Annotated in this window: 22 protein-coding genes; 10 read left to right on the top strand and 12 right to left on the bottom strand. The window is 56.7% G+C overall.

Translation table 11 applies throughout. The annotated features are described in order from the left end of the window. Positions 1-14: 14 nt before the first annotated feature. Positions 15-458 (top strand): nuclear transport factor 2 family protein, encoded by a 444-nt coding sequence (locus tag INR77_RS06475; protein WP_223073076.1) that lies wholly within the window; start codon positions 15-17, stop codon positions 456-458. Here the strand turns inward: INR77_RS06475 and INR77_RS06470 are convergent. Together INR77_RS06470 and INR77_RS06465 are read right to left on the bottom strand one after the other, a co-directional pair. After that, complete coding sequence (locus INR77_RS06470) at positions 455-805, bottom strand: EthD domain-containing protein (RefSeq protein WP_255573970.1); 351 nt, start codon at positions 803-805, stop codon at positions 455-457. The genes INR77_RS06475 and INR77_RS06470 overlap by 4 nt on opposite strands. Beyond that, positions 802-1,989, bottom strand: a complete 1,188-nt coding sequence (locus INR77_RS06465) for an aromatic ring-hydroxylating dioxygenase subunit alpha (protein WP_223073074.1) — start codon at positions 1,987-1,989, stop codon at positions 802-804. Before INR77_RS06465 ends, INR77_RS06470 begins: the two co-directional genes overlap by 4 nt. A 126-nt stretch (positions 1,990-2,115) precedes the next feature. Between INR77_RS06465 and INR77_RS06460 the strand changes: the two genes are divergently transcribed. Next, positions 2,116-3,738 carry an AMP-binding protein gene (locus INR77_RS06460; RefSeq protein WP_223073073.1) on the top strand — a complete coding sequence of 541 codons (1,623 nt, stop codon included), beginning with the start codon at positions 2,116-2,118 and terminating at the stop codon, positions 3,736-3,738. On the opposite strand, the gene INR77_RS06455 is transcribed toward INR77_RS06460, so the two are convergent. Genes INR77_RS06455 through INR77_RS06445 form a run of 3 tightly spaced genes read right to left on the bottom strand, consistent with a single transcriptional unit; the run spans position 3,735 to position 6,360 of the window. Further along, positions 3,735-4,070: an SMR family transporter gene (locus INR77_RS06455; protein ID WP_223073072.1), complete on the bottom strand. Its 336-nt coding sequence runs from the start codon at positions 4,068-4,070 to the stop codon at positions 3,735-3,737. The two genes, INR77_RS06460 and INR77_RS06455, sit on opposite strands and share 4 nt — an antisense overlap. A gap of 11 nt (positions 4,071-4,081) precedes the next feature. Beyond that, the gene (locus INR77_RS06450; protein WP_223073071.1) at positions 4,082-5,557 is read right to left on the bottom strand and encodes an FAD-binding protein; all 1,476 of its coding nucleotides are present in this window, start codon (positions 5,555-5,557) and stop codon (positions 4,082-4,084) included. Then, positions 5,554-6,360, bottom strand: coding sequence for an SDR family NAD(P)-dependent oxidoreductase (locus INR77_RS06445; RefSeq protein ID WP_223073070.1), 807 nt, complete (start codon positions 6,358-6,360; stop codon positions 5,554-5,556). Before INR77_RS06445 ends, INR77_RS06450 begins: the two co-directional genes overlap by 4 nt. A 133-nt stretch (positions 6,361-6,493) precedes the next feature. On the opposite strand from INR77_RS06445, the gene INR77_RS06440 reads away from it, so the two are divergent. Both INR77_RS06440 and INR77_RS06435 read left to right on the top strand, forming a co-directional pair. Continuing rightward, positions 6,494-7,255, top strand: coding sequence for an SDR family NAD(P)-dependent oxidoreductase (locus INR77_RS06440; protein WP_223073069.1), 762 nt, complete (start codon positions 6,494-6,496; stop codon positions 7,253-7,255). Positions 7,256-7,417: 162 nt separating this feature from the next. Next, a complete protein-coding gene (locus tag INR77_RS06435; protein ID WP_255573969.1) occupies positions 7,418-9,871 on the top strand; it encodes a TonB-dependent receptor in 2,454 nt (817 codons plus the stop codon). Between the two features lie 84 nt (positions 9,872-9,955). On the opposite strand, the gene INR77_RS06430 is transcribed toward INR77_RS06435, so the two are convergent. Continuing rightward, on the bottom strand, positions 9,956-10,969 hold the full coding sequence (locus tag INR77_RS06430) for an NADP-dependent oxidoreductase (protein ID WP_223073067.1): 1,014 nt from the start codon (positions 10,967-10,969) through the stop codon (positions 9,956-9,958). Positions 10,970-11,094: 125 nt separating this feature from the next. On the opposite strand from INR77_RS06430, the gene INR77_RS06425 reads away from it, so the two are divergent. Next, a complete protein-coding gene (locus INR77_RS06425) occupies positions 11,095-11,856 on the top strand; it encodes an SDR family NAD(P)-dependent oxidoreductase (RefSeq protein ID WP_223073066.1) in 762 nt (253 codons plus the stop codon). A gap of 17 nt (positions 11,857-11,873) precedes the next feature. On the opposite strand, the gene INR77_RS06420 is transcribed toward INR77_RS06425, so the two are convergent. The 3 genes from INR77_RS06420 to INR77_RS06410 all read right to left on the bottom strand — a co-directional run bounded on the left by INR77_RS06420 (position 11,874) and on the right by INR77_RS06410 (position 13,750). Further along, a complete protein-coding gene (locus tag INR77_RS06420) occupies positions 11,874-12,878 on the bottom strand; it encodes an NADP-dependent oxidoreductase (protein WP_223073065.1) in 1,005 nt (334 codons plus the stop codon). Positions 12,879-12,894: 16 nt separating this feature from the next. Then, positions 12,895-13,323 carry a nuclear transport factor 2 family protein gene (locus INR77_RS06415; RefSeq protein ID WP_223073064.1) on the bottom strand — a complete coding sequence of 143 codons (429 nt, stop codon included), beginning with the start codon at positions 13,321-13,323 and terminating at the stop codon, positions 12,895-12,897. Between the two features lie 73 nt (positions 13,324-13,396). After that, complete coding sequence (locus tag INR77_RS06410) at positions 13,397-13,750, bottom strand: Rieske (2Fe-2S) protein (RefSeq protein WP_223073063.1); 354 nt, start codon at positions 13,748-13,750, stop codon at positions 13,397-13,399. A gap of 123 nt (positions 13,751-13,873) precedes the next feature. On the opposite strand from INR77_RS06410, the gene INR77_RS06405 reads away from it, so the two are divergent. Both INR77_RS06405 and INR77_RS06400 read left to right on the top strand, forming a co-directional pair. Continuing rightward, entirely contained in the window at positions 13,874-14,281 is a 408-nt protein-coding gene (locus INR77_RS06405; RefSeq protein ID WP_370632301.1) for a nuclear transport factor 2 family protein, read from the top strand. Further along, on the top strand, positions 14,281-15,459 hold the full coding sequence (locus INR77_RS06400) for an acyl-CoA dehydrogenase family protein (RefSeq protein WP_223073062.1): 1,179 nt from the start codon (positions 14,281-14,283) through the stop codon (positions 15,457-15,459). The genes INR77_RS06405 and INR77_RS06400 overlap by 1 nt, the downstream gene beginning before the upstream one ends. A gap of 45 nt (positions 15,460-15,504) precedes the next feature. Here INR77_RS06400 and lpdA read toward each other — a convergent pair whose 3' ends face one another. Both lpdA and INR77_RS06390 read right to left on the bottom strand, forming a co-directional pair. Further along, positions 15,505-16,917: a dihydrolipoyl dehydrogenase gene (gene lpdA / locus INR77_RS06395; RefSeq protein WP_223073061.1), complete on the bottom strand. Its 1,413-nt coding sequence runs from the start codon at positions 16,915-16,917 to the stop codon at positions 15,505-15,507. Positions 16,918-17,102: 185 nt separating this feature from the next. Further along, positions 17,103-18,596, bottom strand: coding sequence for a CoA-acylating methylmalonate-semialdehyde dehydrogenase (locus INR77_RS06390; protein ID WP_223073060.1), 1,494 nt, complete (start codon positions 18,594-18,596; stop codon positions 17,103-17,105). 242 nt (positions 18,597-18,838) lie between these two features. Between INR77_RS06390 and INR77_RS06385 the strand changes: the two genes are divergently transcribed. Beyond that, entirely contained in the window at positions 18,839-19,714 is an 876-nt protein-coding gene (locus tag INR77_RS06385) for a mechanosensitive ion channel family protein (protein WP_223073059.1), read from the top strand. A gap of 233 nt (positions 19,715-19,947) precedes the next feature. Next, a complete protein-coding gene (locus tag INR77_RS06380; protein WP_223073058.1) occupies positions 19,948-21,738 on the top strand; it encodes a DEAD/DEAH box helicase in 1,791 nt (596 codons plus the stop codon). Between the two features lie 81 nt (positions 21,739-21,819). Here INR77_RS06380 and INR77_RS06375 read toward each other — a convergent pair whose 3' ends face one another. Beyond that, complete coding sequence (locus tag INR77_RS06375; protein ID WP_223073057.1) at positions 21,820-22,974, bottom strand: DUF2332 family protein; 1,155 nt, start codon at positions 22,972-22,974, stop codon at positions 21,820-21,822. 185 nt (positions 22,975-23,159) lie between these two features. Between INR77_RS06375 and INR77_RS06370 the strand changes: the two genes are divergently transcribed. Then, entirely contained in the window at positions 23,160-25,679 is a 2,520-nt protein-coding gene (locus tag INR77_RS06370; protein WP_223073056.1) for a TonB-dependent receptor domain-containing protein, read from the top strand. Positions 25,680-25,739: the final 60 nt, after the last annotated feature.

The raw sequence follows: 25,739 nt of genomic DNA, 5'->3' as shown, positions 1-25,739 counted from the left end.
AAGGAGGGGAAGAGATGGCTTTTACAGGACCTCTCGAAGACCGGATTGCGATCCGCGAATTGATGAACACTCATGCTCACGGTGTGATGAGCCAAGACCCGGAAATCTGGGGCTCAATCTGGGCACAGGATGCGCGCTGGGAGTTGCCGGAATATCCTGACCTCGGTGTGTTCGAAGGCAAGGAGACGATCGTCAACAACTGGATCGAATCCATGAAAGTTTACGGCACAAGCAAGATGCAAAAGCCGATGGTCTATTTCATGGAGCCGGGCGCGATTGAAGTGGATGGCGATAAAGCCACATCGACCGGCTACACTCACGAAGTGTATGAAGACCCGCACAATAACGGCCAACTGGTACGCGGCACTGGCCGCTATGACGACCGGCTGGAAAAACGCGACGGCCAATGGCTTTTCACTTACCGCGCCTATCGCATCATCCACGAAGAGCGTGACTAGATTTTCGAAGAGTGCTCTTCGACCATGAAGACGCGGATGCGCGTTCGGTCGAAGAGCCTTTCTTCATCCTCAGCAATCATTGCGGCTACATCGGGCTTGCCTGCGCTTTCAAAGAAGGCTTCCATCCGCGCCTGATCGGGAAAGTCGATTTCCAGCACCACATCGAAATCACAGGGCTGATCTTCGCCATCAAGCGGATGCAGAAACCGCCTGATATAGCGCGTCGCATAGCCTTTAAGCACACGCTCGCCAATCTTGCGATGCTGTGCCTCGTAATAATCGATGAAGTCCGCCTTGCTCATGCCGTCGCGGCGTTTGAGCAGGGTTATGAGGGTAATACCGCTCAAGAGACTGGCTTTGGCGCATCGGGATCCTCGGCTAGATACCAGTTCAACCATTTATGGAAGTGCTGATTGCCAACTTCGTTCCGGCCAAACACCAGCTCTTCATGCGCGCCGGTTTCAACCCCTTTCTGGATCGCGTCGCCCATCAGATAATCTTCTTGATAAGTCACATCGCGAAAGAAGGTAATGAAGCCTTCGGTCGTCTCGCGGTCTTCGTCATCCTTATACGGTTCGCGGCGCAAATAATTGAGAACGGTGCGATTTTTGTCAGGCGTCGGCCCAGGGAAAAGCTGAGCGATCTGCGTGATCTCAGGTGCGATAAAACATGAGACATTGGGGAACAAGATGCGCACGAAGTCGAAACCGTTATTCTCTTGAGTGCCCCATTCCTCGCGCGGCACTTTGCTCAAGTTTTCGGCGATGGCGTGATGCGGGAAACCGATCCGCATATGCGGCCCAAAGAAGTCGAAATGCATCCGGTTCGACGGGGTGCGCGGATGGACCGTATCGGGGTGCAGCGCGGCGAAGTGATACCCTTCGAGATAGCCGTCATAGGCGATCTTCCAATTGGCACCGTGGATTTCATGGCTGCCAAGGAATGTCCAATTGGCAAAGTCCATGTCCTCATAATCGCCCAGCGCGCCTTGGAAATATTCGTCGATGTCGATTGAACCATCGGGATCAAGACAGACAAAGATCATCCCTGCGTGTTCTTCACAAGGCAGTTCGCGCAAGGCTCGCTTGCTCTTGTCTACATCGCCGAACAGCTCTTTTTCAGCCACCGCAAGCAGCTTGCCATCAAGGCCATAGGTCCATGCGTGATACGGGCACACAAAGCGCGAACAGCTGCCCCGACCATCCTCGGCGACTGGCGCGCCGCGGTGCGAGCACACGTTCAAAAACGCGTGGACTTCGCCCTTCTTGTCGCGCGTGATAAGGATGGGCATCCCCACCGCTTCCATCGCCTTGTAACTGCCCGGCTCTTTCAATTCGGCAGTAAACGCCAGCATCAGCGGCAGCTTTTTGAAGATGACATCAATCTCGCGTTGCCATTGTTCAGGATCGGAATAAGCATCGGCAGCGATTGGCAGCACGCTGTCGGTCAGATGCGTGTGTTTATTCTCGACATAATCGATCATCGCCTCGGCTGCGTTACCGATGGATTCGATGCGTTCTACCTTTGTCATGGTGTCCCATTTCTCCCAATTTGCGCTGAGTTGTGACGTACCTGCCCCTATCCTACAAGCTGTTACAGGTGAGAGGTGAAGCGCGTTGACCATGACGTTAGGTCGCTGCTTGGAGGGATGTCACCAATGGGCAATAAAGCACCGTGGAGCTGGCTTGAAACGCCGCCCGCTCATCATGTTGATCACGCAAAAAGCGAATGGCGCGAAGAAACAATCGCCAGCCTCGCGCAAACGCGCGCAGACGAAGATCCTGAATTCGTTGCGATTGTCGACGGCGTTCGCACTCTTACATGGCGAGAATGGCTCGATGAGGCGCGTGCTCTTGCCGCGAGCCTTGTTGATGCAGGTCTAGAACCAGGCGACGTAATCGCGTTCCAATTGCCCAATTGGCACGAAGCAGCGGTGATTAATTTGGCAGCGGTGCTTGCAGGCTTGGTCGTCAACCCAATCGTACCCATCTATAGGGACGCTGAGGTGCGCCAGATGTTGGGCGATTGCGGCGCAAAGGCAATTTTCACGTGCACCGAATTTCGACGCTTCGACTTTGCGGAAATGGCAGCGCGGCTAAAAGATGAGCTCCCCGATCTGGCCCACGTTTTCACCGTCCGCGGCGAAGGTCAAAACGACCTGAAGTCTCTGATAGAGCATGGCGGGGAACTATCGTTCGAGCCTGCACAAGTTCCATCGGGTGCCGTCAAAATGGTTCTGTTCACATCAGGCACAACAGGACGACCCAAAGGCGTGCTTCACGCTCACGCGACGCTTGACCATGTGATCCGCAAAAGCGGCGCTCATTGGGGTCTTCGCGACGGCGATGCGATCCTTATGCCATCGCCTGTCACCCATGTGTCTGGCTATGCCAATGGCCTCGAAATGCCGCTCATCTGCGGGACGCGAACGATCCTGATGGAAAGCTGGAATGCTGACGAAGCGGTTGGCCTGATCGAAGAGCACCAGATTGCCGGAACCGTCGCGGCAACACCATTCCTCGTCGAGCTTGCCGACCGTGCGCGAGCGCGAGGAAAAACGCTTCCCGGCTTCCGCTTCTTCGCTTGTGGCGGAGCGGCGGTGCCGCCTGATCTTATCCCTGCGGCCAACGCCGCATTTGATGATCTGCGCGCCTTCCGCGTGTTCGGTGCATCAGAAGTTCCGCTCGTCACCTATGGCTGGCCCAATGATGAAACACTTGCGGCAACAACCGATGGCGAAGTGATCGACTATGACGTTCGTATCGTCGATGACGAGGGCCGCGATGTGGCTGCCGGGCAAGAGGGTGAGATCATCGCCCGCGGTCCTGCGATGATGCTAGGCTACGCAGATGAGGCGCAAAGCCGGGATGCGATTACGGCGGAAGGCTATTTCCAGACAGGCGACCTTGGCACGCTTGACGCAAATGGCGCGCTGACCGTGACAGGGCGCAAGAAGGACCTCATCATTCGCGGCGGTGAGAATATCAGCGCGGTTGAAATTGAGGATGTGCTGCGCACCCATCCTAACGTAACCGACGCCAGCGTGGTCGCCATGCCGCATGAACGACTGGGTGAAGGGGTGTGCGCTTACATCATCCCTGCTGGCAAAACCCCAAAAGTTCAAAGCCTTATCGACCATGTGATCGCCAGCGGCCTTGCCAAGCAAAAGATCCCGGAACGCTGGGAGTTTGTTGACGATTACCCCCGCACCGCCAGCGGCAAGATCCGAAAGGACCAATTGCGCGCTGATATTAAAGCGAAAATTGAAAGCGGCAATTAAACCGCTGCAGCGACACCGATCAGGACACAAGCGACACTGAGAATGCCAAACTGGAGCCATGACACCTGTTCACGGAACAGAACCATGGCCACAATGATTGTCACCATCGGAACCAGCGCGGCTAGCACCGGCATCACAAATGATAGCGCCATTCCCTGACGGATCGTTTCGGCAAGAACGAAAAATGACACGGCATATGTCGCAAGGCAGGCCACCGTCCACATGGGCACACGGAAACCATTGGTCTTGACCAGCATCGATGCGCCCGCGACTTGCGTCACGACTACCACTAAGACCATCAACACCGCTCGCAAAGAAAGTTGGGTCAGCATTTCTATTCCCCCTATCCTCGCGACCAATTCGCGCCTGCCGCGTGGCGACCTGCGCGGCGACCAAAGTATGATCCGGGTCCAAGGCTCATCCCGCTTGCATAACTTTTGCCGCTGCGCGCAATATGGGCGGCGGTTGCACCTGCGGCATAAAGGCCAGGGATCGGTTCAGAGCGCGCGTCAAGGCATTCACCATCCGCGCCCGTTTTCAATCCGCCCAATGTGATGAACAGATAGGTTGAACGATCGAACGAGATATCGAAAGCTGCATAGGGCCCTTGATCAAGCGGCTTGAGCCATTCAGGCGATTTGAACAGCACCGGGTCGCGCCCTTCGGATGCGTTTTTGTTGTATTCCTCCATGGTGCGCACAAGCGACCCCGGAGGAAGGCCAAGTCCGGCCTCCATTTCCTCAACCGTTTCCCATCCATCGACAAAGCTGTGATTGGCTGTCGGAATTTCGGGATATGCGAAGATGTCCTGATCGACGATCAGCCACGCTTTTTGATCGGGCTGCTCCATCACGAAATTGCCAGTGCGGCCGTGATAGCTGTCTTCAGCGACAAATCTCTCGCCGCGTTTGTTGACCAGAATTCCTTTGATCAGCTGCGCTGGCGGATAGATCGACGCGGTTGGGATAACTCCGTCCATCGCGCTTGTCGCAGTTCCGACCGACAATCCAAGGCGCACTCCCGCCCCGTCATTTGACGGAATTCCGAGCGGTTCGGATGTCTCACCGAGCAACGGGATATTGTCCGCGATCATCTGCGTGTTCATGTTGAAGCTGCCTGCCGCAAGTATGACCCCGCGCCGGGCGTTCACGTGAATGATGCCGTCAGCTTGCTTGACCCTGATCCCGCAAACCCGGCCATTTGCATCACGCACCAGATTGGTGACGTTGCTGTCATAGATTGCCGGAATTCCCTCTTTCTCACACTTTTCGAGCAATGGGGCCATACCGACTGACCCCGCATTTTCACCAGTACCGGCAACCTTGTGTCCACGCGGCGCAGGTTTGGCGACTTCGCGATAAGGCCACAGTTTTTCATTGCCGGTGTACATCAGACATTCGGTCGTATCGAGAAACACCGCCTTATCGAGGTGCTGTGTTCGTTCGAACGGCAGACCCTGCTCCTCAAGCCATGAGAAGTGACTAGCGCTGTCATCGCAGAACTGGCGAACAGCGAGCGGGTCAAGCGGATCACAGCTCGACATCATGTAAGCGGCCATTTCATCCGGGCTGTCCTCGTGACCAAGCGCCTTTTGCACTTCGGTCCCGCCGCCGAGATAGTAAATGCCAGATGATACCGCGCTCGCCCCGCCGCCCCCGCTGGCGCGCTCAATGATCAGAACATTCGCGCCCGCCCGATGCGCCTCCAACGCGGCGCAGCATCCAGCGACACCTTGGCCGATGACTGCAACATCGCATGACATATCCCAATCACCAATCTCATCAGAGTTTAGAACCTCTGGAATATCGATATTGCTCATTGTCCCTCCATCGCAGCGGCAACGGCTGCATCCATTTCTTTCGCAGTCGGATTGCGGCGCAGGGTCAGGCCGCCGTTCACCTGTAAATTCTCGCCAGTCATGAAACACTCGTCTTTGGCCAGCCAAACGGCCGCCGCGGCGATATCTTCCGACGTTCCCCACCGGCCCAGCGGATAGCTGTCCCTGAAGCTCTCCATCAGCCCAGGGACTTGTTGCGCCTCGGCGGTCATTGGCGTTTCGGTAAGGCCGGGCGAAATCGTATTGGCGCGAATGCCCTCTTCGCCAAATTCGTGGGCGACACATCGAATAACATGATCAATCCCCGCCTTGGTGCCCATATAGGCGGCGTGATTATTGAGCATGATTATCGAGGTCGCTGAGCTGATCTGAATGATTGAGCCACCCCGCCCGCCCCGGCTTTTCGCCATCGCGCGGATCAATGCTTGAAAGAATTGAAACGGCCCGATGAATTGCAAACGCGTCATCGCCTCCAGCTCATCGCGCGTGTTGTCGAGGAACGGCGTAAGCAGCCCCCAGCCTGTCGCATTGACCGCGATGTCTATCCCGCCAAGGTCGTGATTGGCCTTTTCGACCAGTGCGTTGATGCTGGCCTCTTCGGTGATGTCGGCAGTAGCAAAAAGGCAGCCCGTCTCGGCCGCGAAGGTTTCGAGCGGCTCGGATTTTCGTCCTGACACAAGAACGCGAGCACCTTCTTTCATGAACCTTCGCGCAATATGCTGGCCCATATTGTCGGCACTGCTTGCACCGATAATCAGGGCGGTTTTCCCTTCCAGCTGTCCCATCTTTTCACTCCCTCTTCCCCACCGATTATCAAATGCAGCCGAGAAAACAGCCTAATGGAAATTACAGTGGCGCCGCCGCCCATCCTGCTTCACCGTGTGCTTCAATAGGCAAATTGCAAAAAGGGAACGTGCGATGGATCTGGGACTTAAAGGTTTGAAAGCCATTCTTGTGGGCGCAAATGGCGGTATCGGCCGCGAGGTTGCTCTCGCGCTGGCGGGCGAAGGGTGCGACATCGCATTGTGTGGCCGCAGTCAGGAGAAGGTCGACAAAGTGGTCGGCGAGCTTGGGTCTTCGGGTGTGAAGGTGCACGCAAAGTCGCTTGATGTGACTGAAGCGGACGCAGTTCCAGCATTTGTGGATGAGGCGGCAGAGGCGCTTGGCGGTTGCGACATCTTCATCAGCTTTACCTCTGCCAACCTTGGCGAAGACAGCGATGCTGGATGGCAGGCTGTGCTGGATGCCGATATTCTTCCGCTTCGCCGTGGCCTTGCCGCTGCAAAGCCGCATCTCGACAAATCGGACAATGCCAGCGTGATCTGCATGAGTTCAACCGGCGCGGTTGAAGAATTCATGGGCGCGCAGCCTTACAACGCGCTCAAAGCTGCTGTGATCAATTATGCCTCTGCGCTCGCACAGAACATGGCCGCTGACGGTGTCAGAGTGAATTGCATCACCCCTGGCCCTGTCATGACTGACGACGGGCCATGGCTTCAGATCAAGGACCAGATGCCAGACTTTTACAATGCAACTGTTGCCGCAATTCCGGCTGGCCGCATGACGACTGGCAAAGAACTGGCGAAGACCATCACCTTTGTTGCCTCGCCTGCTAGCGTTCCGATGACGGGCGGCAACATCGTCGTCGATGGCGGCTATACCAAGCGGGTGCAGTTCTAGTTTTTGCACCAAAACGGGGGATTTGGCGGTGCGAATACGCATCGCCAGTCAACCGGAAAACACCTAAGCACAGTGCCAGCTAGCCAATGGGATAGTGCACTATGCGCCCCATTTCCCTTACGTCGCAAAAAAAAGTTAGGCTCTTGGGAGAGGGAAATGAAAATGTTTTATCGTGCCACTTTGCTGTCAACGGTCGCTATGGGACTTGCGGCAGTTGCAACACCTGCTCTGGCTCAGTCGGATACGACTGGTGCCAATGAACAGCAGGGCGGACTTGGCGAAATCCTCGTCACCGCGCGTAAGCGTGAAGAAAGCGTTCAGGATGTGCCGGTCGCCGTCACCGCGCTTTCTGCCGAAGTTCTCGAACGCCGCGACATCACCAGCATCGAAAAAATCGCCGCTGCGACGCCTAACCTCAATGTAGGCCGCGCCTCCAACGGTTCGTCGGCCCAAATCACTCTTCGCGGCGTGGGTTCATCCTCAACCTCGATCGGCATCGAGCAATCGGTGGCTGTGGTCGTCGACGGTGCATATTACGGTCAAGGCCGCGTGATCGAAGAAGGCTTCTTCGATCTGGAGCGTGTCGAAGTTCTTAAAGGCCCGCAGGCGCTTTTCTTTGGTAAGAACGCGACCGCTGGCGTGATCTCGCTGACGACCAAAGGTCCGACCGACATTTGGGAAGGCCACGTTAAAGCCGGCTATGAATTCAAAGCCGAGCAATACGTCTTTGAAGGTGCCATTGGCGGCCCGCTGAGCGACACTCTCGGCATTCGTTTGGCGGCCCGTTATTCCGACATGGACGGCGGTTATTATCGCAACGAGTCGGTCAATCGTAGCTACACCACTGTTGACACCGCTGCAGGCTTCGGCAACCCCGAAACGCTGATTTCGTTCCCTGTTGAAAGCCCAATGCCGCAACAGGAACTGTTCCTTGCGCGCGGTACGTTGGAGTTTGAACCGAACAGCGACCTCACCATGACGGTCAAGGTGACGCACAACCGCAATGACACGCTGAACAACAGCTGGAACTATGTGGCTTTCGCGTGTGGCCTGCCAAGCGGCATCAGCCAGCTGACCGGCTTCCCTTGTGAAGAAGATTTCGTCACGCACCAAAACAACTTCCCCCTCGAAATCGCCGCTAATGCCGATTTCGCGCGTGAAGATGGTTCGCTTTACAACAGCTATCGCAGCTGGGCCGTCAATGGCGGGATCGAGTATGTTGCTGGCGACGTTCTCATCAACTCAGTCACCAACTATCAGTGGAACAACAACAGCTGGGCGTGCGCTTGCGATTTCCAGACCAGTGACGCAACGCCAACCTGGGCGACAGAAGACGCAACTTGGGAAGCATTCTCGCAAGAGCTGCGCTTCACCTCGGACTTTGACGGCATCTTCAACTTCATGATCGGCGGCTTGTATCAGACAACGCAGCGCGATTTCTTCCAGTACGGCTACTACGGCGGCGTTCGCAACACGGCGGCACCTCGTCCTGGCCTGGTCTATGCCGCGTCTGAGAAGGTGAGCGACACGAAAGGTGAAACCCTGGCGCTGTTTGCTCAGCTTCGTGTCGAATTCCTCGAAAATCTGGAGCTTGCGGTCGGTGGCCGTTACACGGATGAGTCAAAAGAAAGCTTCTTCGCGCAGCCTTATGTGAACCCTGCACTTACCGGCATCTTCCGTCCGGCCAGCGATCCGCTTGGCACCATTACTGCCGATCAGAACTTCGACGATTTTACGCCTGAAGTAACGCTGACCTATAAGCCAACCCCGGATCTTCTGATCTACGGCGCTTACAAGACGGCCTATAAGTCTGGCGGTTTCTCGAACGGCGGCATCAACTCAGGCCTTTCGACTGATCCGCTGAGCGATCTGACCTTCAACCCGGAAACTGCAGAAGGGTTCGAAGCCGGCGTCAAAGCGACTTTGGCGGATAATCAACTGCGTCTCGGCCTCAACATCTTCACCTACGACTACAACGACTTCCAGGTCGACTTCTTTAACTCGCCAATCTTCGCATTCCAAACCCTTACGGCGGATGCGAATACCCAGGGCATTGAACTCGATTTCGAATATGCGCCTTACGCGGTGCCGGGCCTCAACATCACTGGCTCGATCAACTACAACGATGCCAAGTACGACAGCTTCCCGCTTGGCCCTTGCTATGCAGGTCAAACTCCAGCAGCTGGCTGCAGCATCACCGTTACCGCGATCGACTCTCGCCAAGACCTCTCCGGCGCACCGCTTTCAGTGGCGCCTGAATGGACTGGCAACCTTGGCGTGTTCTACGAAACTGACGTGTCTGACGACTTCCGCATCAGTTTCAACGGCAACATCCGTTACAGCGACAGCTATCTCGCATCGGGCTTTGGCAACCCGCTTTCCAAGCAAGACAGCTACGCCACACTGGATGCCGGTATCACCTTTGGTGCCGCCGACCGGAACTGGCAGCTCGCAGTCATCGGTAAGAACCTGACCAACGAATTCTACGTCTCTGGTGTGGTCGATGGTCCGGGCACCGGTAGCGGCACCGGGACGGCTGCTGGTATCCCTGCGGATCAGCTGGGCTTCGGCAATCTCCCACGCACCGTCATGGTCGAAGTAACCAAGCGCTTCTAACCACTGGGTAGAACGAACAAAAAAAGGGCGGCGAGTTAATCAACTCGCCGCCCTTTTTGTTTGGCCAAATCTTGTTGTTTGGGATCAGGCGATCTTCAGGATCAGCTTGCCAGTGTTCGCGCCCGAGAACAGCCGCATGAAAGCCGCATAAGCATTCTCCAACCCCTCCTGCACATCCTCATCCATCACGAGCTTTCCTTGCGCCATCCATTGCGCCATCTGCGCCCCACCCTCAGCGAAGCGATCCACATAAGCCGAAATGAGATAGCCATGAAGCGTCGCCTCTTGGGTCAACACGCGCCACAAATTGCGCGCGCCATGTTTCTCGGGCGAGTTATACTCGCTGATAAGGCCGCACAGAACGATACGCGCGTGTTTGGCAAGGTTCAGCAATTCGGCATCGAGCACGTCGCCCCCGACATTCTCAAAGACCATGTCGACACCTTGGGGAGCGGCTTGCGCAATCTCCTGCGCCAATTGGTCGACCGTCTTGCCCTTATAGTCGATTGCGACGTCATAACCGTAGCGCTCGGTTAGCTTGCGGCACTTTTCCGAACCGCCAGCGATACCAACGGTGCGGCATCCTTTGATCTTTCCGATTTGCCCAACCACTGAACCAACCGCGCCAGCGGCACCCGACACGATGAGCGTTTCGCCCGGCTTAGGCTTGGCCACTTCGAGAAGGCCAAAATAGGCGGTGAGGCCAACCGCTCCCATCGCGCTTAAAAACTGTGTGGGGCTTTCGACCTGAGACACATCGATAGCGCTTGTGAAACCACCTGCTGCGGCGAGCGAATAGTCTTCAAGCGCGTTTAACCCCATGACCCAATCGCCCACGGCAAAGTCCGGATGATTGCTGGTATGAACGCGGCCAACCGTGGTGGCCCGCACAGGATCGCCAAGAGCGATGGGAGGCATATAGCTGGGCGCATCATCCATCCAGCCACGCTGCGCCGGGTCGAGAGAGGCATAGTGATTGCGGACGACAATCTCACCCTCTCCCGGCTCAGCTATGGGCTCTGAAACCAGCTCGAAATCCTCTGGAACAGGTGTGCCTTCGGGCCGCCTCTTTAGCAAAAATCTACGGTTCATAGTCATGATCCTCTCCTTTGCTCTCGACCATCGCTTAGCCGTATCGCGGCGACACCTGTATAAAACATCAGTTCGCCTAAGGCCTCAAACCTTGGATGGTGGCTTTCATAAGAAAAGGGAGAAGGCTAATTATGTCGAGACTGGCCAATAAGATCGCAATCGTAACAGGCGCTGCATCACAGCCGGGGCTTGGCAGCTCCATCGCGCGCCGCTTCGCGGAGGAAGGCGCTGTTGTCTATTGCACTGACATGGATGAAGCTGGCGCGAAAAATGTCGCCGATAGCATCAATGCAAACGGCGGGACTGCGGTTGCGCTGAAGCATGATGTGGCTGACGCCAAAGACTGGGACAAAGTCTTTGCCAAGGTCAAGAATGATCACGGCACGCCCGATATCCTCGTCAACAATGCCGGGATCGCGGTCCTTCACCTAATCGAAGACCTGACCGACGAAGGCTGGGACAGACAGCTTCGGGTCAATCTCGATAGCGTATTCTACGGCACGCGCGGCGCGGTTGCGGCTTTGCGCGAAGCCGGTAAACCTGGATCAATCATCAATATCTCATCAGTCGGCGGCATTGTCGGCGTGCCGACGTGCACCGCTTATTCGGCAACCAAAGGCGGCGTTCGCCTTATGACCAAAACGGTCGCCATCGAATGTGCGGCTCAGAACATTCGCGTGAATTCCGTTCACCCCGGTATGATCGACACCAATATGCAGAATGAGGCGAAGAAAAACCCTGACATCTTTGAATCAGTGGTGGGCGCCGTCCCGATGCAACGCATGGGTGCACCGGAAGACATCGCCAACGCCTGCCTCTTCCTTGCGAGCGACGAAAGCCGCTATGTCACGGGCGCTGAACTTGTCGTGGATGGGGGATTGACCGCGCAATAAAGCGCGGCCTTCTCCTATCAAAGCGCGACAATCACCTTCCCGGTGTTCTTACCGGTCATCAGGCGGGTGAACGCATTGAGCGTATTTTCAAGCCCGTCTGTCTGATCGAATTCACCGACCAAGCGCCCCTCATCGTACCATTTGCGAAGTGGGGCGTAGTAGTTTTTGCCCTGTGCAAGGTAATCCGGCAGGAAAATGCCCTTTATGGTCAGACGCTTCATCAAGATCTGATCGAAACGTGCTGGGCCCGGATTGCCGCTATCGCTGGTGTAACCAGTGATCAATCCGCAAATCCCGATCCGGCCATAAAGCGCCATATTGGGCAGAGCTGCATCAAGCAGATCGCCACCGACATTTTCGAAATAGACGTTAATCCCGCCTTCGATTTTCGCCAATTCTTCGGCGACATTCTGGGTCTTGTAATTGATGGCCGTGTCAACGCCCAGCTCTTGCGTCAGCCAGGCGCATTTATCGTCAGCGCCCGCAATGCCAATGACTTTACAGCCCATGTTGCGCGCAATCTGACACGCGACGCTTCCGGTTGCGCCCGCTGCGGCAGAGACAAGCACGGTTTCGCCTTCTTTCAATTCCAACACATCTGTGAGCCCGCACATCGCCGTCTCGCCGTTCAGGCCAAGAACACCGAAATGTTGGCGCGTATCGGCGACGTCTTCATCGAGCTTGGTGAGCCCGGCAAGCGCTGGGTCAACAGTGCTGTGTGAAGCCCAGTGCCCAAATCCGCGAACGAGCTCGCCCTCTTTAAAGTCCGGATGTGCCGATGCACTCACACGGCCAATAAACTGTCCCTGCATTGCTTCGCCCAAGGGGATAGGAGGAGAATACCCATCCTCGCGCGCGGTCATCCAAACACGCACACCCGGGTCCATCGACAGGTACTGCGCCGCAACCTGAACGTGACCGTCGGCGGGCGGAGCCAGCTCTTCGGTCTGCAGTGAAAGCGCGTTTGCATAATCATGTTCGATTGGGCGCGCATCAAGCCGCCAATACTGCCGCGTTGCCATTACTTCGGGTCCTCCCTCAGCAGCCCTTGGGCTGGATTTGTTTGTGAATGTTGCGGAAAGAACGCTTGGCAAAATACCAGCGCCCGTCGATCTTGACGCATTCGTCTTCGTATTGGCCGCGATCGCGAACGGTGTTGCCGTCCTGGTCATAAACCTCGGCGGTGTAGCTGCGGACGGTGGCGCGTTCGCCGTCGATTTCGATGGAGCCCGGCCATGCTTCAAACATGATGCCGGGATATTGCTCCATCGCGCCCTGCCATAAGGCAACGATATTTTCCCGGCCGTTTTGCGGCGGAAATTCGGGATAGTCGGGCATTTCCCAACGGCTGTCTTCAGCCCAAGTTGACCCCCACGCCTCTGCATCGCGCATGGTTACGGCATCGGCATAGGCATCGATCAACTCGCGAATGGCGAGCCGGTCCTCGGCAGGTCCGGTAAATGGCATCGTCTCTCTCCCTCGTCTAAGGTGAACGGTATAGAGCGCGCCTTTCTCGCAGACAGCTATGGGAAAGGGCAGGTCAGCTTGTAAGCGTTGGTTTCTCGCCCTGCCCCGGCGGTGTTTCTGGCACGCCAACCTCGATCATTCCGTCACTGACCCGGACTGCAAAGGATTTAAGCGCAGGGTAAGCACCGCCGACACAGCGGCCCGTCTTCACCTCAAAACGCGCGCCGTGCAAAGGGCACATGATCGTACCGCGCCGGACCCGGCCACCCGAAAGCGCGGCCGCCTGATGGGTGCAGCAATCGTTATAGGCGAAATACTCATCCCCCTCGCGCACGATCAGCGCCTGCCATTCGCCGGCTTTGACTGACAGTTTGCCGTCTGCAGGAAACTCGGCTTCTTTTGTGACTTGGTGCCAGCTCTCGCTCACGCGTAATTCTCCTTTATCTCTCCCCTAGCCTAACGATCTCTGCGCATGACGACGGGCTAGCAAATCGGCTAGGTCCAATTGCACGCGCTATAGTCGAGAACAGGGGACAAAGGGAGATGCGATATGACAATGACCCACGATGAAAAAGTAGCTTTCGTTGATGAACTCTACGCCACAACCGCTGCGGGCGATTGGGAAAAGGCGGCCTCAATGCTGACCGACGATTTCGTCGCATCCGAAGCGCCCGGCCTTCCCATGGCAGGTGATTTCAAAGGTAAGAACGGGCTTAAAGAGCTGTACCTTAAGGTCTTTAGCCTTGTTGATGCTGCCGGTCTTTCGCGCACGGTTACCACCACTGGCGGCGACTATGCGGTGACAATCCTTGAAATCCAATATGCCGACCCTTCGATCCCGCCTTCGGAAATCTGCGAGGTGTTCAAGTTCCGCGATGGCAAGTGCTGCATGATCAAGCCGTACTACTTCGACCCCAAATCCATCAATGACGCCGCTGCGGCGAAGGCGGCAGGCTAATGTCGAGCGAGCGTGCCTCTACTATCGCAAGCAATGTCGAAACCTTCGTTCGCGAACAGGTCATCCCGTTTGAAAGCGATCCGCGCTGGGGCGACCACGGACCGGCCGATGAACTGGTGCAGGAGCTTCGCGGCCTTGCGCGCGAAGCAGGCGTTCTCACACCGCATATTCTGGATGATGGCTCGCACCTTACCCACGTTGAAACCGCGAAGGTTCTTCGCGCAAGCGGTCTGTCGCCGCTTGGGACGCTCGCCTGCAACGTCATGGCGCCCGATGAAGGCAATATGTACCTGCTTTCCAAAGTTGGTGATGCGCAGATCAAAGAGCGTTTCCTTGCGCCGCTCGTATCGGGGGAGGCGCGTTCTGCTTTCTTCATGACCGAACCGGCCAGCGAAGGTGGCGCGGGTTCGGACCCATCCATGATGCAAACCACCTGCCGGCTCGACGGCAATCACTGGGTCGTAAACGGACGCAAAGCGTTCATTACCGGGGCCGAGGGTGCGAAGGTTGGCATTGTTATGGCCCGTTCAATCGACCCATCCTCAGAAGGCGGCGCGTGTATGTTCCTCGTCGACCTTCCCGATCCCGCGATCCAGATTGATCGCGTTCTCGACACGATCGATAATTCCATGCCGGGCGGCCATGCTGTTATCACCATCAACGACCTTCGTATCCCTGCCGATCAAATGCTTGGCGATGCAGGCGAAGGGTTTAAGTATGCGCAGGTTCGCCTTGCCCCTGCCCGTTTGACGCACTGCTCACGCTGGCTCGGCCTTGCCATTCGCGCACAGGAGATCGCGACTGATTACGCCTGCCGCCGGCAAGCCTTCGGCAAACCTTTGGTCGACCATGAAGGCGTTGGCTTTATGCTGGCGCAGAACAAGATCGACCTTCAAGCGTGTGAGCTGATGATCGACTGGTGCGCAGGCGTGCTCGACACGGGCGATCTTGGAACCACTGAAAGCTCGATGGCCAAGACCTTTGTTGCGGAAACCCTGTTCCAGATCGCGGATCGCTGCGTTCAATGCATGGGCGGCACTGGTGTCACGGGCGATTCCATTGTTGAATTGCTCTTCCGCGAGGTTCGCGCCTTTCGTATTTACGATGGCCCGACCGAAGTTCACAAATGGAGCCTCGCGAAGAAGATCAAGCGCGAGTGGCGGGACGCAAACGCATAGGCACGAGTCTTTGCGGCCTACCGCTTCGCTGCCTGAGGCCCCCCATCAAATATGCAGCGCCTTGCCGTAGGCATCGAGGACGCTTTCGTGCATCATTTCTGACAGTGTTGGATGTGCAAAGACCGTTTGCATAAGCTCTGCTTCGGTCGTCTCCAGCGTCTTGCCCACGGTGTAGCCCTGGATCAGTTCGGTGACCTCTGCGCCCACCATATGCGCGCCTAAAAGCTCGCCGGTTTTCGCATCGAAGACGGTTTTGATGAACCCTTCCGCTTCGCCAAGTGCAATCGCTTTGCCATTGCCGATAAAGGGAAAGTTGCCGACTTTAAGCTCGTAGCCCTCTTCCTTCGCCTTGGCCTCGGTAAGCCCCACGCTGGCGACTTGAGGATGGCAGTAGGTGCAGCCCGGAATGTTTGAACGGTCCATCGCGTGGGGGTGGACCTCGGTGTTGCCGAGCTCTTGCGCAATCGCTTCTGCTGCGGTCACGCCTTCATGGCTGGCTTTGTGGGCGAGCCATGGTCCAGGTGTGCAATCGCCAATCGCCCAAAGACCATCGGATTTGGTACGGCCATATTCGTCGATCTGGATGAAGCCCTTGTCCATCTCGACAAGGTTATCAAGGCCGATATTTTCGGTGTTGGGCACAATGCCGATGGCGGTGATAACGTGGCTGAACTCAGTCGTATCCGTGTTGCCATCCTTATCCTTGATCGTCGCGCTCACGCCCTTGTCGGAGACTTTCAGGTCTTCCACCCCTGCCCCGGTCATAATCGCAATGCCTTGCTTGGTGAGGCTCTTTTCGAGGAAGGTCGATACGTCCGCATCTTCCACCGGCACGATCCGGTCGAGCATTTCAACGACGGTCACATCAACGCCAATGTCGTTGTAGAAGCTTGCAAATTCGATCCCGATCGCGCCCGATCCAATCACCAAAAGCTTGGTCGGCTTTTCGGGCGGGGTCATCGCATGGCGATAGGTCCACACGCGCTTGCCATCCGCAGGTGCAAACGGCAGATCGCGCGCCCGTGCACCGGTGGCAACGATGATATGCTTGGCGGAAAGCTCTTCATCGCCGTCCTCACTCTTCACCGTCAGAGAGGTTGGGCCCGTCAGCTTACCCTCGCCCATATGGACGGTGATCTTGTTCTTCTTCATCAGGTGAGTGACACCCTGATTAAGCTGTTTCGCAACGCCGCGCGAACGCTTCACAATGGCTTCCAGATCAGCCTCAATCTCACCAGCGACTTTGAGGCCATAATCGCTTGCATGGCTCATCTGATGGAACACTTCTGCAGAGCGCAGCATCGCCTTGGTCGGAATACAGCCCCAGTTGAGACAAATGCCTCCAAGCAACTCACGCTCAACAATCGCAGTCTTCAATCCCAATTGCGAGGCACGAATGGCCGCCACATAGCCTCCAGGACCAGAGCCCAGCACAATTACGTCGTAAGCTTTTGACATTGCTTAGTAACCTTCCAGTTTTGAGACACTTGAGGCACTGTCCAAAGGCAGAAATTCTTTCGGTCCAATATCGATGCCAATCTCACGGTTTTTTGAGGGATACTGGCGCAATATCATCGCCGCACCACTCGCATATCCTGCCTCGTGTAGGACAGCGCCAGCAAAAGGACTGACGCTGATCCACGTTACCCCATGGTCGGGATTACGAACGCGTTGCTGCCATCGCCCCCGCCGTCGGGCCAGCGCTGGGTGATCTTTTTCTTCTTGGTCCAGAAGGCCAAGCCTTCGGTGCCATATTGGTCGATGTCGCCAAAGCCTGAACGCTTCCATCCGCCGAACGAGTGGTAGGCGACAGGAACAGGGATCGGCACGTTCACGCCGACCATGCCCACTTGCACGCGGGACGCAAATTCGCGCGCGGCGTGGCCGTTACGGGTGAAGATCGCAACGCCGTTGCCATATTGGTGCTCGGACGGCAGACGCACGGCCTCTTCAAAATCCTTGGCGCGCACGATCTGCAGCACAGGGCCGAAGATTTCTTCTTTGTAAGAGCTCATATCGGGCGTCACACGATCAATGAGGGTCGGGCCAACGAAGAAGCCTTTCTCATGCCCCTGAAGCTCAAAGCCGCGCCCGTCGATCACGATCTCGCCGCCCTCTTGTTCAGCCGTGGTGATCCATTGCTCGATGCGAGCCTTGTGCTCTGGCGTGACCACCGGGCCATAATGCGCATCCGCGTCGGTCGATACGCCGACGCGCAGCGCGTGGATCGCAGGGATCAGCTTTTCCTTAAGCCGCTCTGCCGTGTCATCGCCCACCGGCACCACCACAGGCAGCGCCATGCAGCGTTCACCAGCTGAACCAAAGGCTGCGCCAGCCAGATCGTTCACCACCTGATCGAGATCAGCATCAGGCATGACCACACCATGGTTCTTCGCCCCGCCAAAGGCCTGAACCCGCTTACCCTTCTCAGCGCCGCGGTGGTAAATGTAATGCGCAATATCGGATGACCCGACAAAGCTGATCGCGGGGATATCGGCATGATCGATAATCGCATCGACCATTTCTTTATCGCCGTGGACAACCTGAAGCAGACCCTCTGGCGCGCCCGCCTCGACGAACAGCTCAGCGAGGCGCACAGGCACCGATGGATCGCGCTCTGAAGGCTTCAGGATAAAGGCATTGCCAGCCGCGCACGCCATGCCGAACATCCACATCGGGATCATCGCAGGGAAGTTGAACGGGGTAATGCCAGCGCCAATGCCAAGCGGTTGGCGCATGGAGTAAACATCAATGCCCGGCCCTGCTCCTTGCGTGTACTCACCCTTCAAAACTTGCGGGATGCCACAGGCATATTCGATCACCTCAAGCCCGCGCTGCACATCGCCCATGGCGTCAGGCACGGTCTTGCCATGCTCGCTTGAGAGCAACTCAGCGAGGTCCTTCATATTGGCCTCAATCAGCTCTTTGAACTTGAACATCACGCGCGCACGTTTTTGCGGATTGGTCGCCGCCCATTCAGGCTGCACGCGCTTGGCAGTCTCCACCACCCGATCGAGCAAATCAGCGCCAGCCAGCGCAACCTCAGCCTGAACCTCCCCCGTCGAAGGGTTCCAGATTTGAGCCTTGCGAGTGGCTGCCGGGCTGTCGCCCACGATAAAATGATCAACTTGGCGCATGATAAACTTCTTTCCAATCCGTTCGAGCGTTGTGCTTTTGTATGGGTGCCATGAGCCGCAATTATGCAAATCGCTCAACTGCGACAATGGATGGGTTCACGCGGCAGGCGTGGTCCTCCCCTTCATCGGGGCCGCATCGCACCATGCACCAAAGACGTAAAATCTGGCTCCTTCTTGCGCAGATAAAGGAACCACGAGGGGCCGCTTGGGTTAGTGGGGAAAGAAAGGACCGGGTTTACCGCATGATAGCAACTCTCACAGAACAATTACGATCAATGGCCACAGGCGCGATTGAGACACTTCCCGCACTGGCGATTGCGGTCGTGATACTGTTGATTACTGCGTTGATCGCACGCTTTTCCAGCGCGATTGTCGGCAAGCTGGCGGGCTCTACGGATTTGCGCAAATCGCTGCGTGATCTTGCGGTTACTCTAACTCGCCTTGGCATCTGGCTCGTCGGGGTCATGGTCGCAGCGATGGTTGTCGTGCCAAGCCTCACACCTGCAAGCCTGCTCGCAGGTCTTGGCGTTGGCGCGGTCGCGATTGGCTTTGCCTTTCAGGATATTTTTGAAAACTTCATGGCCGGCGTTCTCATCATGCTGCGCAAGAAAATGCGCATTGGCGATGTGATCGAGTGCGAAGGCATCACAGGCAAGGTTGAGCACGTGACCTTGCGCGAAACCCATGTGCGCCGTTTGTCAGGCGAGCTTACAGTCGTGCCTAATTCGATCCTTTTCAAAAACCCGGTAGAGATTTTCACGGATAAAGAGCAGCGCCGCCACGATGTTGTCGTCGGCGTTTCCTACGACACCGACCTTGACGAGGCCGCCGAAGTCATTCGCAAGGCTGTGATGAGTGTTGAAGAGGTCGATAAGGACCAAACGCTCGACATTTTTGCCAAGGAATTCAACTCGTCCAGCGTGGATTTCCTTGTGAGATGGTGGGCAGGCGCTACTCCGCGAGATGGCTGGGAAAGCAAGGATAAGGTTGTTCGCGCGATCAAACGCGGCCTTGATGATGCGGGTATTGAAATTCCGTTCCCCTACATCACCCACACCTTCAAGGAGAAGGTGCCATTGGGCAAGGATGTGGGCGAAGAAGTGGGCAATTCGGACTAAACTCCGGGACTTCGCCGGGCATTTTTGAGGGGCGGCAAGTGAGCCGCCAAATGAATAGGCGCCCGGCAAAGCCAGTCAAATCAAGCACATCCCATTTTTCGCAAGCCATAACCGATTTCTCGGCCTATAGGGGCGGCTCGCACGCACAATCGACTGCTTCGGCACTCAATATGCAAAGATCGCTTGGCACTCTTACGCAAGCGGCGCGCCCCCTCTTATTTTAGGCCGAAGCAATGAATTTCCCCACCCTTCCCCCCAGCCTTCAGGCTGCCCTCTCGCAGCGCGGATACGAGACAGCCACTCCGGTGCAGGCAGAGGTCATGCAGCCAGAAGCGTCGGGGCGCGATCTGATCGTCTCAGCGCAGACCGGATCAGGCAAAACAATCGCTTTTGGCCTCGCTATGGCCGAGCAATTGCTGGAAGATGGAGACAGCCTCGCTTTTTCGGAAAGGCCGCTTGCCCTTATCATCGCGCCGACGCGCGAGCTTGCCTTGCAGGTCAGCCGTGAGCTCACATGGCTCTATGGCAAAACCGGTGCGCGGATCGCGACTTGTGTTGGCGGCATGAACCCCCAGGCAGAACGCAAGGTCCTGCGGTCAGGGGCAACCATCGTGGTCGGCACTCCAGGCAGGCTGCGCGACCATCTTGAGCGCGGCGCGTTGGACTTGTCTGCGTTGAAAACGGTCGTGCTCGATGAAGCCGACGAGATGCTGGACATGGGCTTTCGTGAGGAGCTTGAAGAGATCCTTGATGCAACGCCCGACACGCGGCGCACCTTGCTGTTCTCTGCAACCATGCCCCGCCCAATCGAAGCGCTTGCGCGGCGTTACCAACGCGACGCGCTTCGCATAGCCACGATCAGCGAAGGGCGCGGCCATAATGACATCTCTTATGAAGCGGTGACCATATCGCCGCCTGAGGTGGAGAATGCGGTCGTCAATCTCCTGCGCTATCACGAAGCGGAAACGGCGATCCTGTTCTGCGCAACGCGCGAGAAGGTGCGCCATTTGCACGCGACCTTGCAGGAGCGCGGCTTTGCCGTTGTCGCGCTGTCGGGTGAGCATTCGCAGTCGGAACGCAATCAGGCGTTGCAGGCGCTGCGAGACAGACGCGCGCGCGTGTGCGTTGCCACCGATGTTGCAGCGCGAGGGATTGACCTGCCAACGCTAAGCCTTGTCGTCCATGTTGAGATACCGCGCGATGCCGAAACCTTGCAGCACCGTTCGGGCCGGACTGGCCGTGCCGGTAAGAAGGGCACAGCAGTCCTGATCGTACCTTTCTCCCGGCGCCGGCGCGTGGAATCGATGCTGCGCCATGCGAAAATCAACGCCAATTGGACCGACGCGCCAGACCGAGACGCGATCAAGGCCAAAGACCGGGAACGGCTTTTGGAAAAGCTGCTCGCCCCTGTTGAAGTGGATGAGAGCGATAAAGAGTTGGCTGACCAACTCCTTGCGGAAAGAACGCCCGCTGAAATCGCTGCTATGCTGGTGCAGGCTCACCGCGCATCCCTCCCCGAACCAGAAGACTTGATCGCCAACACGCCCGAGGCACGCCGCGCCGCGCAAAAGGAACGGCATCGCCCCGGGTTTGAGGATACCGTGTGGTTTCGCATGGAGCTGGGCCGGCGTCAGAATGCCGATCCGCGATGGATTTTGCCGCTGCTGTGCCGCCGGGGGCATATTACCCGCAACGAAGTCGGCGCGATCCGTATTGGGCCCGATGAGACTTACTTCCAGATCCCCAGCCAGATCGCCGACAAGTTTGCCGCCGCTGCCGCTCGCCCGGTGCAAACCGACAGTGATGAAGACCCTGTGGTGATTGAAAGGTCACAAACCGGACCACGCGATGCAGCCAAGGGCAACCGCAAGCAAGGCCGCGCCGACCGCAAGTTTGACAAGCCACGGGTGAAAGCAAAACCGAAGTTCAAGAAGTTTGACAGGGCCAAAGGCAAGCAAGGCGAACGGCCGGGCAAGCCACGCAAAGCAACGCCAAAACACGCACAAAGGAAAAAGCGCAGCTGACGCCTCGTGCTGGAATAGCCTCAATGCTGCGTCACTAACTCTTGTGACGTGCGATTTTGCCTTTTCCCACCTTCTTTGCGGTTAATCGTCTCGCAGTCCAAACCAATGGAACCACTCGCCGTAAGGGTGGCAATGGGCAACCACTCTGCTTTCGCCCGACCTTGGACCTGCGTCCCAGATTGTCGATGTGACTTCGACAACGCTTCGCGGACGGTCCCATTCGATGCCAATGCGCACGAGCGGTCTTGATGCCTCAGCACAGCGTCCAGCATCGTTGAGCGCCCGTTCGATTGAATGGCGCTGGTCTGCGCCGATGTACTGCAATGCCATGGAATGAAACACCACACGGCACGTGCCGCATTGCTGCGGGGCAATGAGTTGTTCGTTAATCCATCGACTGGCACACCCCTGTTCAACGATAGGCGGCGCTGCGCTGGCAATCTTCAAAGCGCGTCGCAGCCGTTCGCGGCGCAGATCATCGTCAGGCCAGATATAAGCTTGCAATTTGTCCCGATGAGAAGGTTTGGAGGCATCCAACGGATGAATATCCACACCAATCGCCCTCATCACTTCGATTGGCACAGCTGGGACAGGTTTACCGATCCACTTAGGGGACAGGATTAACGCGCTTGCAGGGTGCAAAATCTCTTCTTCGCCCATCTTGATGCCATAGCGAGAAAAATTCAGGTTCAAGCCAGCACTGGAGCCTATTTCGAGAACCTCAAATGGCATTCCTGCACTGCCCCCGCCAGAAAAGCTCAAGGAAGACAGAACCGCAGCTAAACCAACGCAGCGCCCAACCTCGTTTGTCTGCGTTGGATGGTCGAGCCATGCGTTGATATAATCGGCCTCGCTGCGCAGGATGTTTGCAAGGCTTTCGACAAGGGCGATGCGGTCCACATCTGTTGCGCCTGCCCTCTTGCCGTAAATCATCTCAAGACAGTCGGCCTTGCGGCTATTGTAAAGCGACTGGAGGGCCCCGTTAAGGCGAAAGGCAACCGCATCGGACGAAAGATCGCCCGGCCAGGTCAAAAGCCGCGCATGAATTAAAGGCGCTCGCGTGATCGCAGTAGACACAGCATCAAGCAGTTGCGCGGTTATAGGCCGATCGAACAACTGCGCCTTGTCCGCTTCGAGCTGGAATTGGCGCACCACCCTGTCGCTATCAGCGGTGTAACTGGCTGACCATTCTGACTGAAGTTCGACGTGCTGGATTGATGCGCAAGCTTTTAGCATGAAGCTGCACTAGGTCAGTATGCCAAACGCATCCAAAACCCATGACCACGCGGTTTCCCATAGGATACAACCGACACACTTCGCCCCCGTAATCCTACGAATATCCGGCCTGCGCCTTGGTTAATTCGGCGTGACTATTTCGCTGCTCCCATCACAGCTTAACGCCACACGGGAGTGTTTTATTCATGCGTACGCGCACCATTTTCTTTGCAACCCTTCTCGCCACTACATCACACACGGCCGTTCTGGCTGAAGAAAGCGGGGCAGAGACTTCTTCTTCAAGTGCTGCAGCAGCCCCAAGCGATGAGCATGGCGAGAAAGCCAGCGCCCCGCGCCGGGCATTCACCACGGGCGTCGCCAAGGGCCGCGATATGCTCGACACCGCCATTTCCGCGAGCGTTTTGAGCGATGAAGAACTGCGCAATCTGTCAGTAAGCTCGGTCGCGGGCATCTTGCAAAACATTCCCGGTTTCAGGTCCGAGACAGCAGATATTGACGGCTTTTCCGCCATCACAATCCGCGGATTACCTCTTGCCGCTGACGGATCAAAGTGGGTGCAATTGCAAGAGGATGGCCTTCCCGTTCTGGAATTTGGCGACATCCGTTTTGGCGCTTCTGACCAGTTCTTGCGCGCCGATCTTGGTCTGGCTCAGGTGCAGTCCATCCGTGGAGGTTCTGCCTCTACCTTCGCCTCCAACTCACCGGGCGGGGTTGTCAACTTTATCTCGCGCACTGGCGAGGTCGAAGGCGGCATGGTTCAGCTTTCAAGCGGACTTGACCATGACCTCAAACGCATCGACTTCAGCTATGGTGCCCCGATCAGCGAAAACTGGCGCTTCCACGTTGGCGGTTTTTACCGCGAAGGCGAAGGCCCGCGTGAGGTTGGCTACAATGCGTTTCGCGGTGGCCAGGTGAAAGCAAACGTCACGCGCGAATTTGATGGCGGTTACATCCGGCTTTACGGCAAGTATCTTGATGATCGTCAGCCCAACTACAGCCTCCTGCCCGTAGCGCTGAGCGGGACGAATGAAGACGTTGAAATCAATCAGGTCGCAGGTTTCGACATTCTTGACCGGGCCCTGTCATCGCAACTCGTCGCCGCTTATCCGGAAATTGACCGCAACAACAACCCAAGCCGCATTGACGCAAGCGAAGGCATCCGTGGTGAAATGCGTTCTGTCGGCCTTGAGGCCAAATTCGACGTCGCCGGATGGACGGTCACCAACAAATTTCGATATTCGGATGTAGCCGGCGCTTACAATGACAGTCTGCCCTTCCTGTTTGGACCAGCTTCAACCATCTCGACCCTAATCGCTGGTCCCGGCGCGCAGGTAAGCTTTGCTACCGGCCCGCAGGCAGGCAACCTTGTCACCGATAACCGCTTTATTGCGACAACCTTCCGCTCCAATGGCGAGCTTGAGGGTCTGGACAACATGACCAACGACCTTCGCGCAAGCCGCGTTTGGAATGTGGGTGACGGCGTGCTTACCACCACCGCTGGCCTGTATAACTCCAATCAGAGCGTCGATATGTTCTGGCGCTTTACCACCACTGTAAACGATCTGGGCACCGATGGGCCGCTTACCCCGTTGAATTTCACAACGGCCACCGGCTTTCCGGTAACGGATGCCGGCGTTCTTGCTTACGGTTTTGCAGCAGGCATCCCGGCGTTCACATTCCACAACAGCTATGATCTGGAGTACGATATTGTCGCGCCCTATGGCTCAGTGAATTACAGGATTGGCAAGCTTGCTCTGGGTGCCAGCGTTCGCTGGGACAATGGTTCGGTCAGCGGCAATGTGACATCACCGCAATTTGGCGGCGGTCGCCCCACTTCCGCTCCGATTGATCTGAACGGCGACGGACAGCTTTCCCTGCCCGAAAGCGCTGTGGTGATTTATCCGCTCAGCCAGCCGTCTTTCGTCGATTACGAATATGACTACGTCTCCTACTCGGTAAGCGCCAACTATCGCGTGTCGGAGCCGTTTTCGGTGTTTGGCCGCTATAGCCGCGGCGGACGCGCAAACGGGCCAAGCGCCGTTGGTCCAACGACCCTCAATCTGGCAACCGGCGCGCCGGATGAAGAAATCGGTGTCTTCACCGAAGTGCGTCAGGCCGAAGTCGGATTCAAATACCGCACTGATGCGCTCAGCCTGTATGTCACTGGCTTTTGGGCGGCGACCGAGGAAAGCAATTTCCAAATATCTGGTAACGCATCCGGTCAGGCAGAAGTTGTCCAGATCAAGCGCGACTACGAAGCCAAGGGGATCGAGTTTGAAGGTTCTTACGAAAAAGGCCAGTTCTCAATCGCAGTCGGCGCATCCTACACCGATGCAGAAATTTCGGATGATTTCCTGAACCCGGCGGTGATCGGCAATACGCCGCGCCATATTCCGGACTTTGCATTTTTCGCCCGTCCGCAAGTCAATTTTGATCGCTTCAACATTGGCGCGGTCATCAACGCTACGGCAGAAAGCTTTGCGCAGGACACCAATATCCTCGTCCAGCCCGGCTATGTGCTCGTCAGCCCGTTTGCGACCTTCGAACCGGCTGACAACCTTACCCTCGGCCTGAACGTCTTCAACGTGTTCGACGAAACCGCGATTGTCTCCCTTCAGGCAGCGGTCATTCCTGCAAACGGGCTGACCAATGTGCAAGTGATGAACGGTCGCACCGTGACCGCATCTGTCGGCTTTTCATTCTGATGAAGTTAGCGGCGCTGGCTCAATTTTCTGACCACGGATCGGTCAGGAGCCAGCGCTGCT

The sequence above is a fragment of the Erythrobacter sp. SCSIO 43205 genome, from assembly GCF_019904235.1.
GTDB lineage: Bacteria > Pseudomonadota > Alphaproteobacteria > Sphingomonadales > Sphingomonadaceae > Erythrobacter.
This window is presented reverse-complemented; position numbering and strand designations above follow the sequence as displayed.

Coding starts and splice junctions, on each gene's coding strand:
- INR77_RS06475 (WP_223073076.1), top strand. CDS start 15: ATGGCTTTTACAGGACCTCTCGAAGACCGGATTGCGATCCGCGAATTG.
- INR77_RS06465 (WP_223073074.1), bottom strand. CDS start 1,989: ATGACAAAGGTAGAACGCATCGAATCCATCGGTAACGCAGCCGAGGCG.
- INR77_RS06460 (WP_223073073.1), top strand. CDS start 2,116: ATGGGCAATAAAGCACCGTGGAGCTGGCTTGAAACGCCGCCCGCTCAT.
- INR77_RS06455 (WP_223073072.1), bottom strand. CDS start 4,070: ATGCTGACCCAACTTTCTTTGCGAGCGGTGTTGATGGTCTTAGTGGTA.
- INR77_RS06450 (WP_223073071.1), bottom strand. CDS start 5,557: ATGAGCAATATCGATATTCCAGAGGTTCTAAACTCTGATGAGATTGGT.
- INR77_RS06445 (WP_223073070.1), bottom strand. CDS start 6,360: ATGGGACAGCTGGAAGGGAAAACCGCCCTGATTATCGGTGCAAGCAGT.
- INR77_RS06440 (WP_223073069.1), top strand. CDS start 6,494: ATGGATCTGGGACTTAAAGGTTTGAAAGCCATTCTTGTGGGCGCAAAT.
- INR77_RS06435 (WP_255573969.1), top strand. CDS start 7,418: ATGTTTTATCGTGCCACTTTGCTGTCAACGGTCGCTATGGGACTTGCG.
- INR77_RS06430 (WP_223073067.1), bottom strand. CDS start 10,969: ATGACTATGAACCGTAGATTTTTGCTAAAGAGGCGGCCCGAAGGCACA.
- INR77_RS06425 (WP_223073066.1), top strand. CDS start 11,095: ATGTCGAGACTGGCCAATAAGATCGCAATCGTAACAGGCGCTGCATCA.
- INR77_RS06420 (WP_223073065.1), bottom strand. CDS start 12,878: ATGGCAACGCGGCAGTATTGGCGGCTTGATGCGCGCCCAATCGAACAT.
- INR77_RS06415 (WP_223073064.1), bottom strand. CDS start 13,323: ATGCCATTTACCGGACCTGCCGAGGACCGGCTCGCCATTCGCGAGTTG.
- INR77_RS06405 (WP_370632301.1), top strand. CDS start 13,874: ATGACAATGACCCACGATGAAAAAGTAGCTTTCGTTGATGAACTCTAC.
- INR77_RS06400 (WP_223073062.1), top strand. CDS start 14,281: ATGTCGAGCGAGCGTGCCTCTACTATCGCAAGCAATGTCGAAACCTTC.
- lpdA (WP_223073061.1), bottom strand. CDS start 16,917: ATGTCAAAAGCTTACGACGTAATTGTGCTGGGCTCTGGTCCTGGAGGC.
- INR77_RS06390 (WP_223073060.1), bottom strand. CDS start 18,596: ATGCGCCAAGTTGATCATTTTATCGTGGGCGACAGCCCGGCAGCCACT.
- INR77_RS06385 (WP_223073059.1), top strand. CDS start 18,839: ATGATAGCAACTCTCACAGAACAATTACGATCAATGGCCACAGGCGCG.
- INR77_RS06380 (WP_223073058.1), top strand. CDS start 19,948: ATGAATTTCCCCACCCTTCCCCCCAGCCTTCAGGCTGCCCTCTCGCAG.
- INR77_RS06375 (WP_223073057.1), bottom strand. CDS start 22,974: ATGCTAAAAGCTTGCGCATCAATCCAGCACGTCGAACTTCAGTCAGAA.
- INR77_RS06370 (WP_223073056.1), top strand. CDS start 23,160: ATGCGTACGCGCACCATTTTCTTTGCAACCCTTCTCGCCACTACATCA.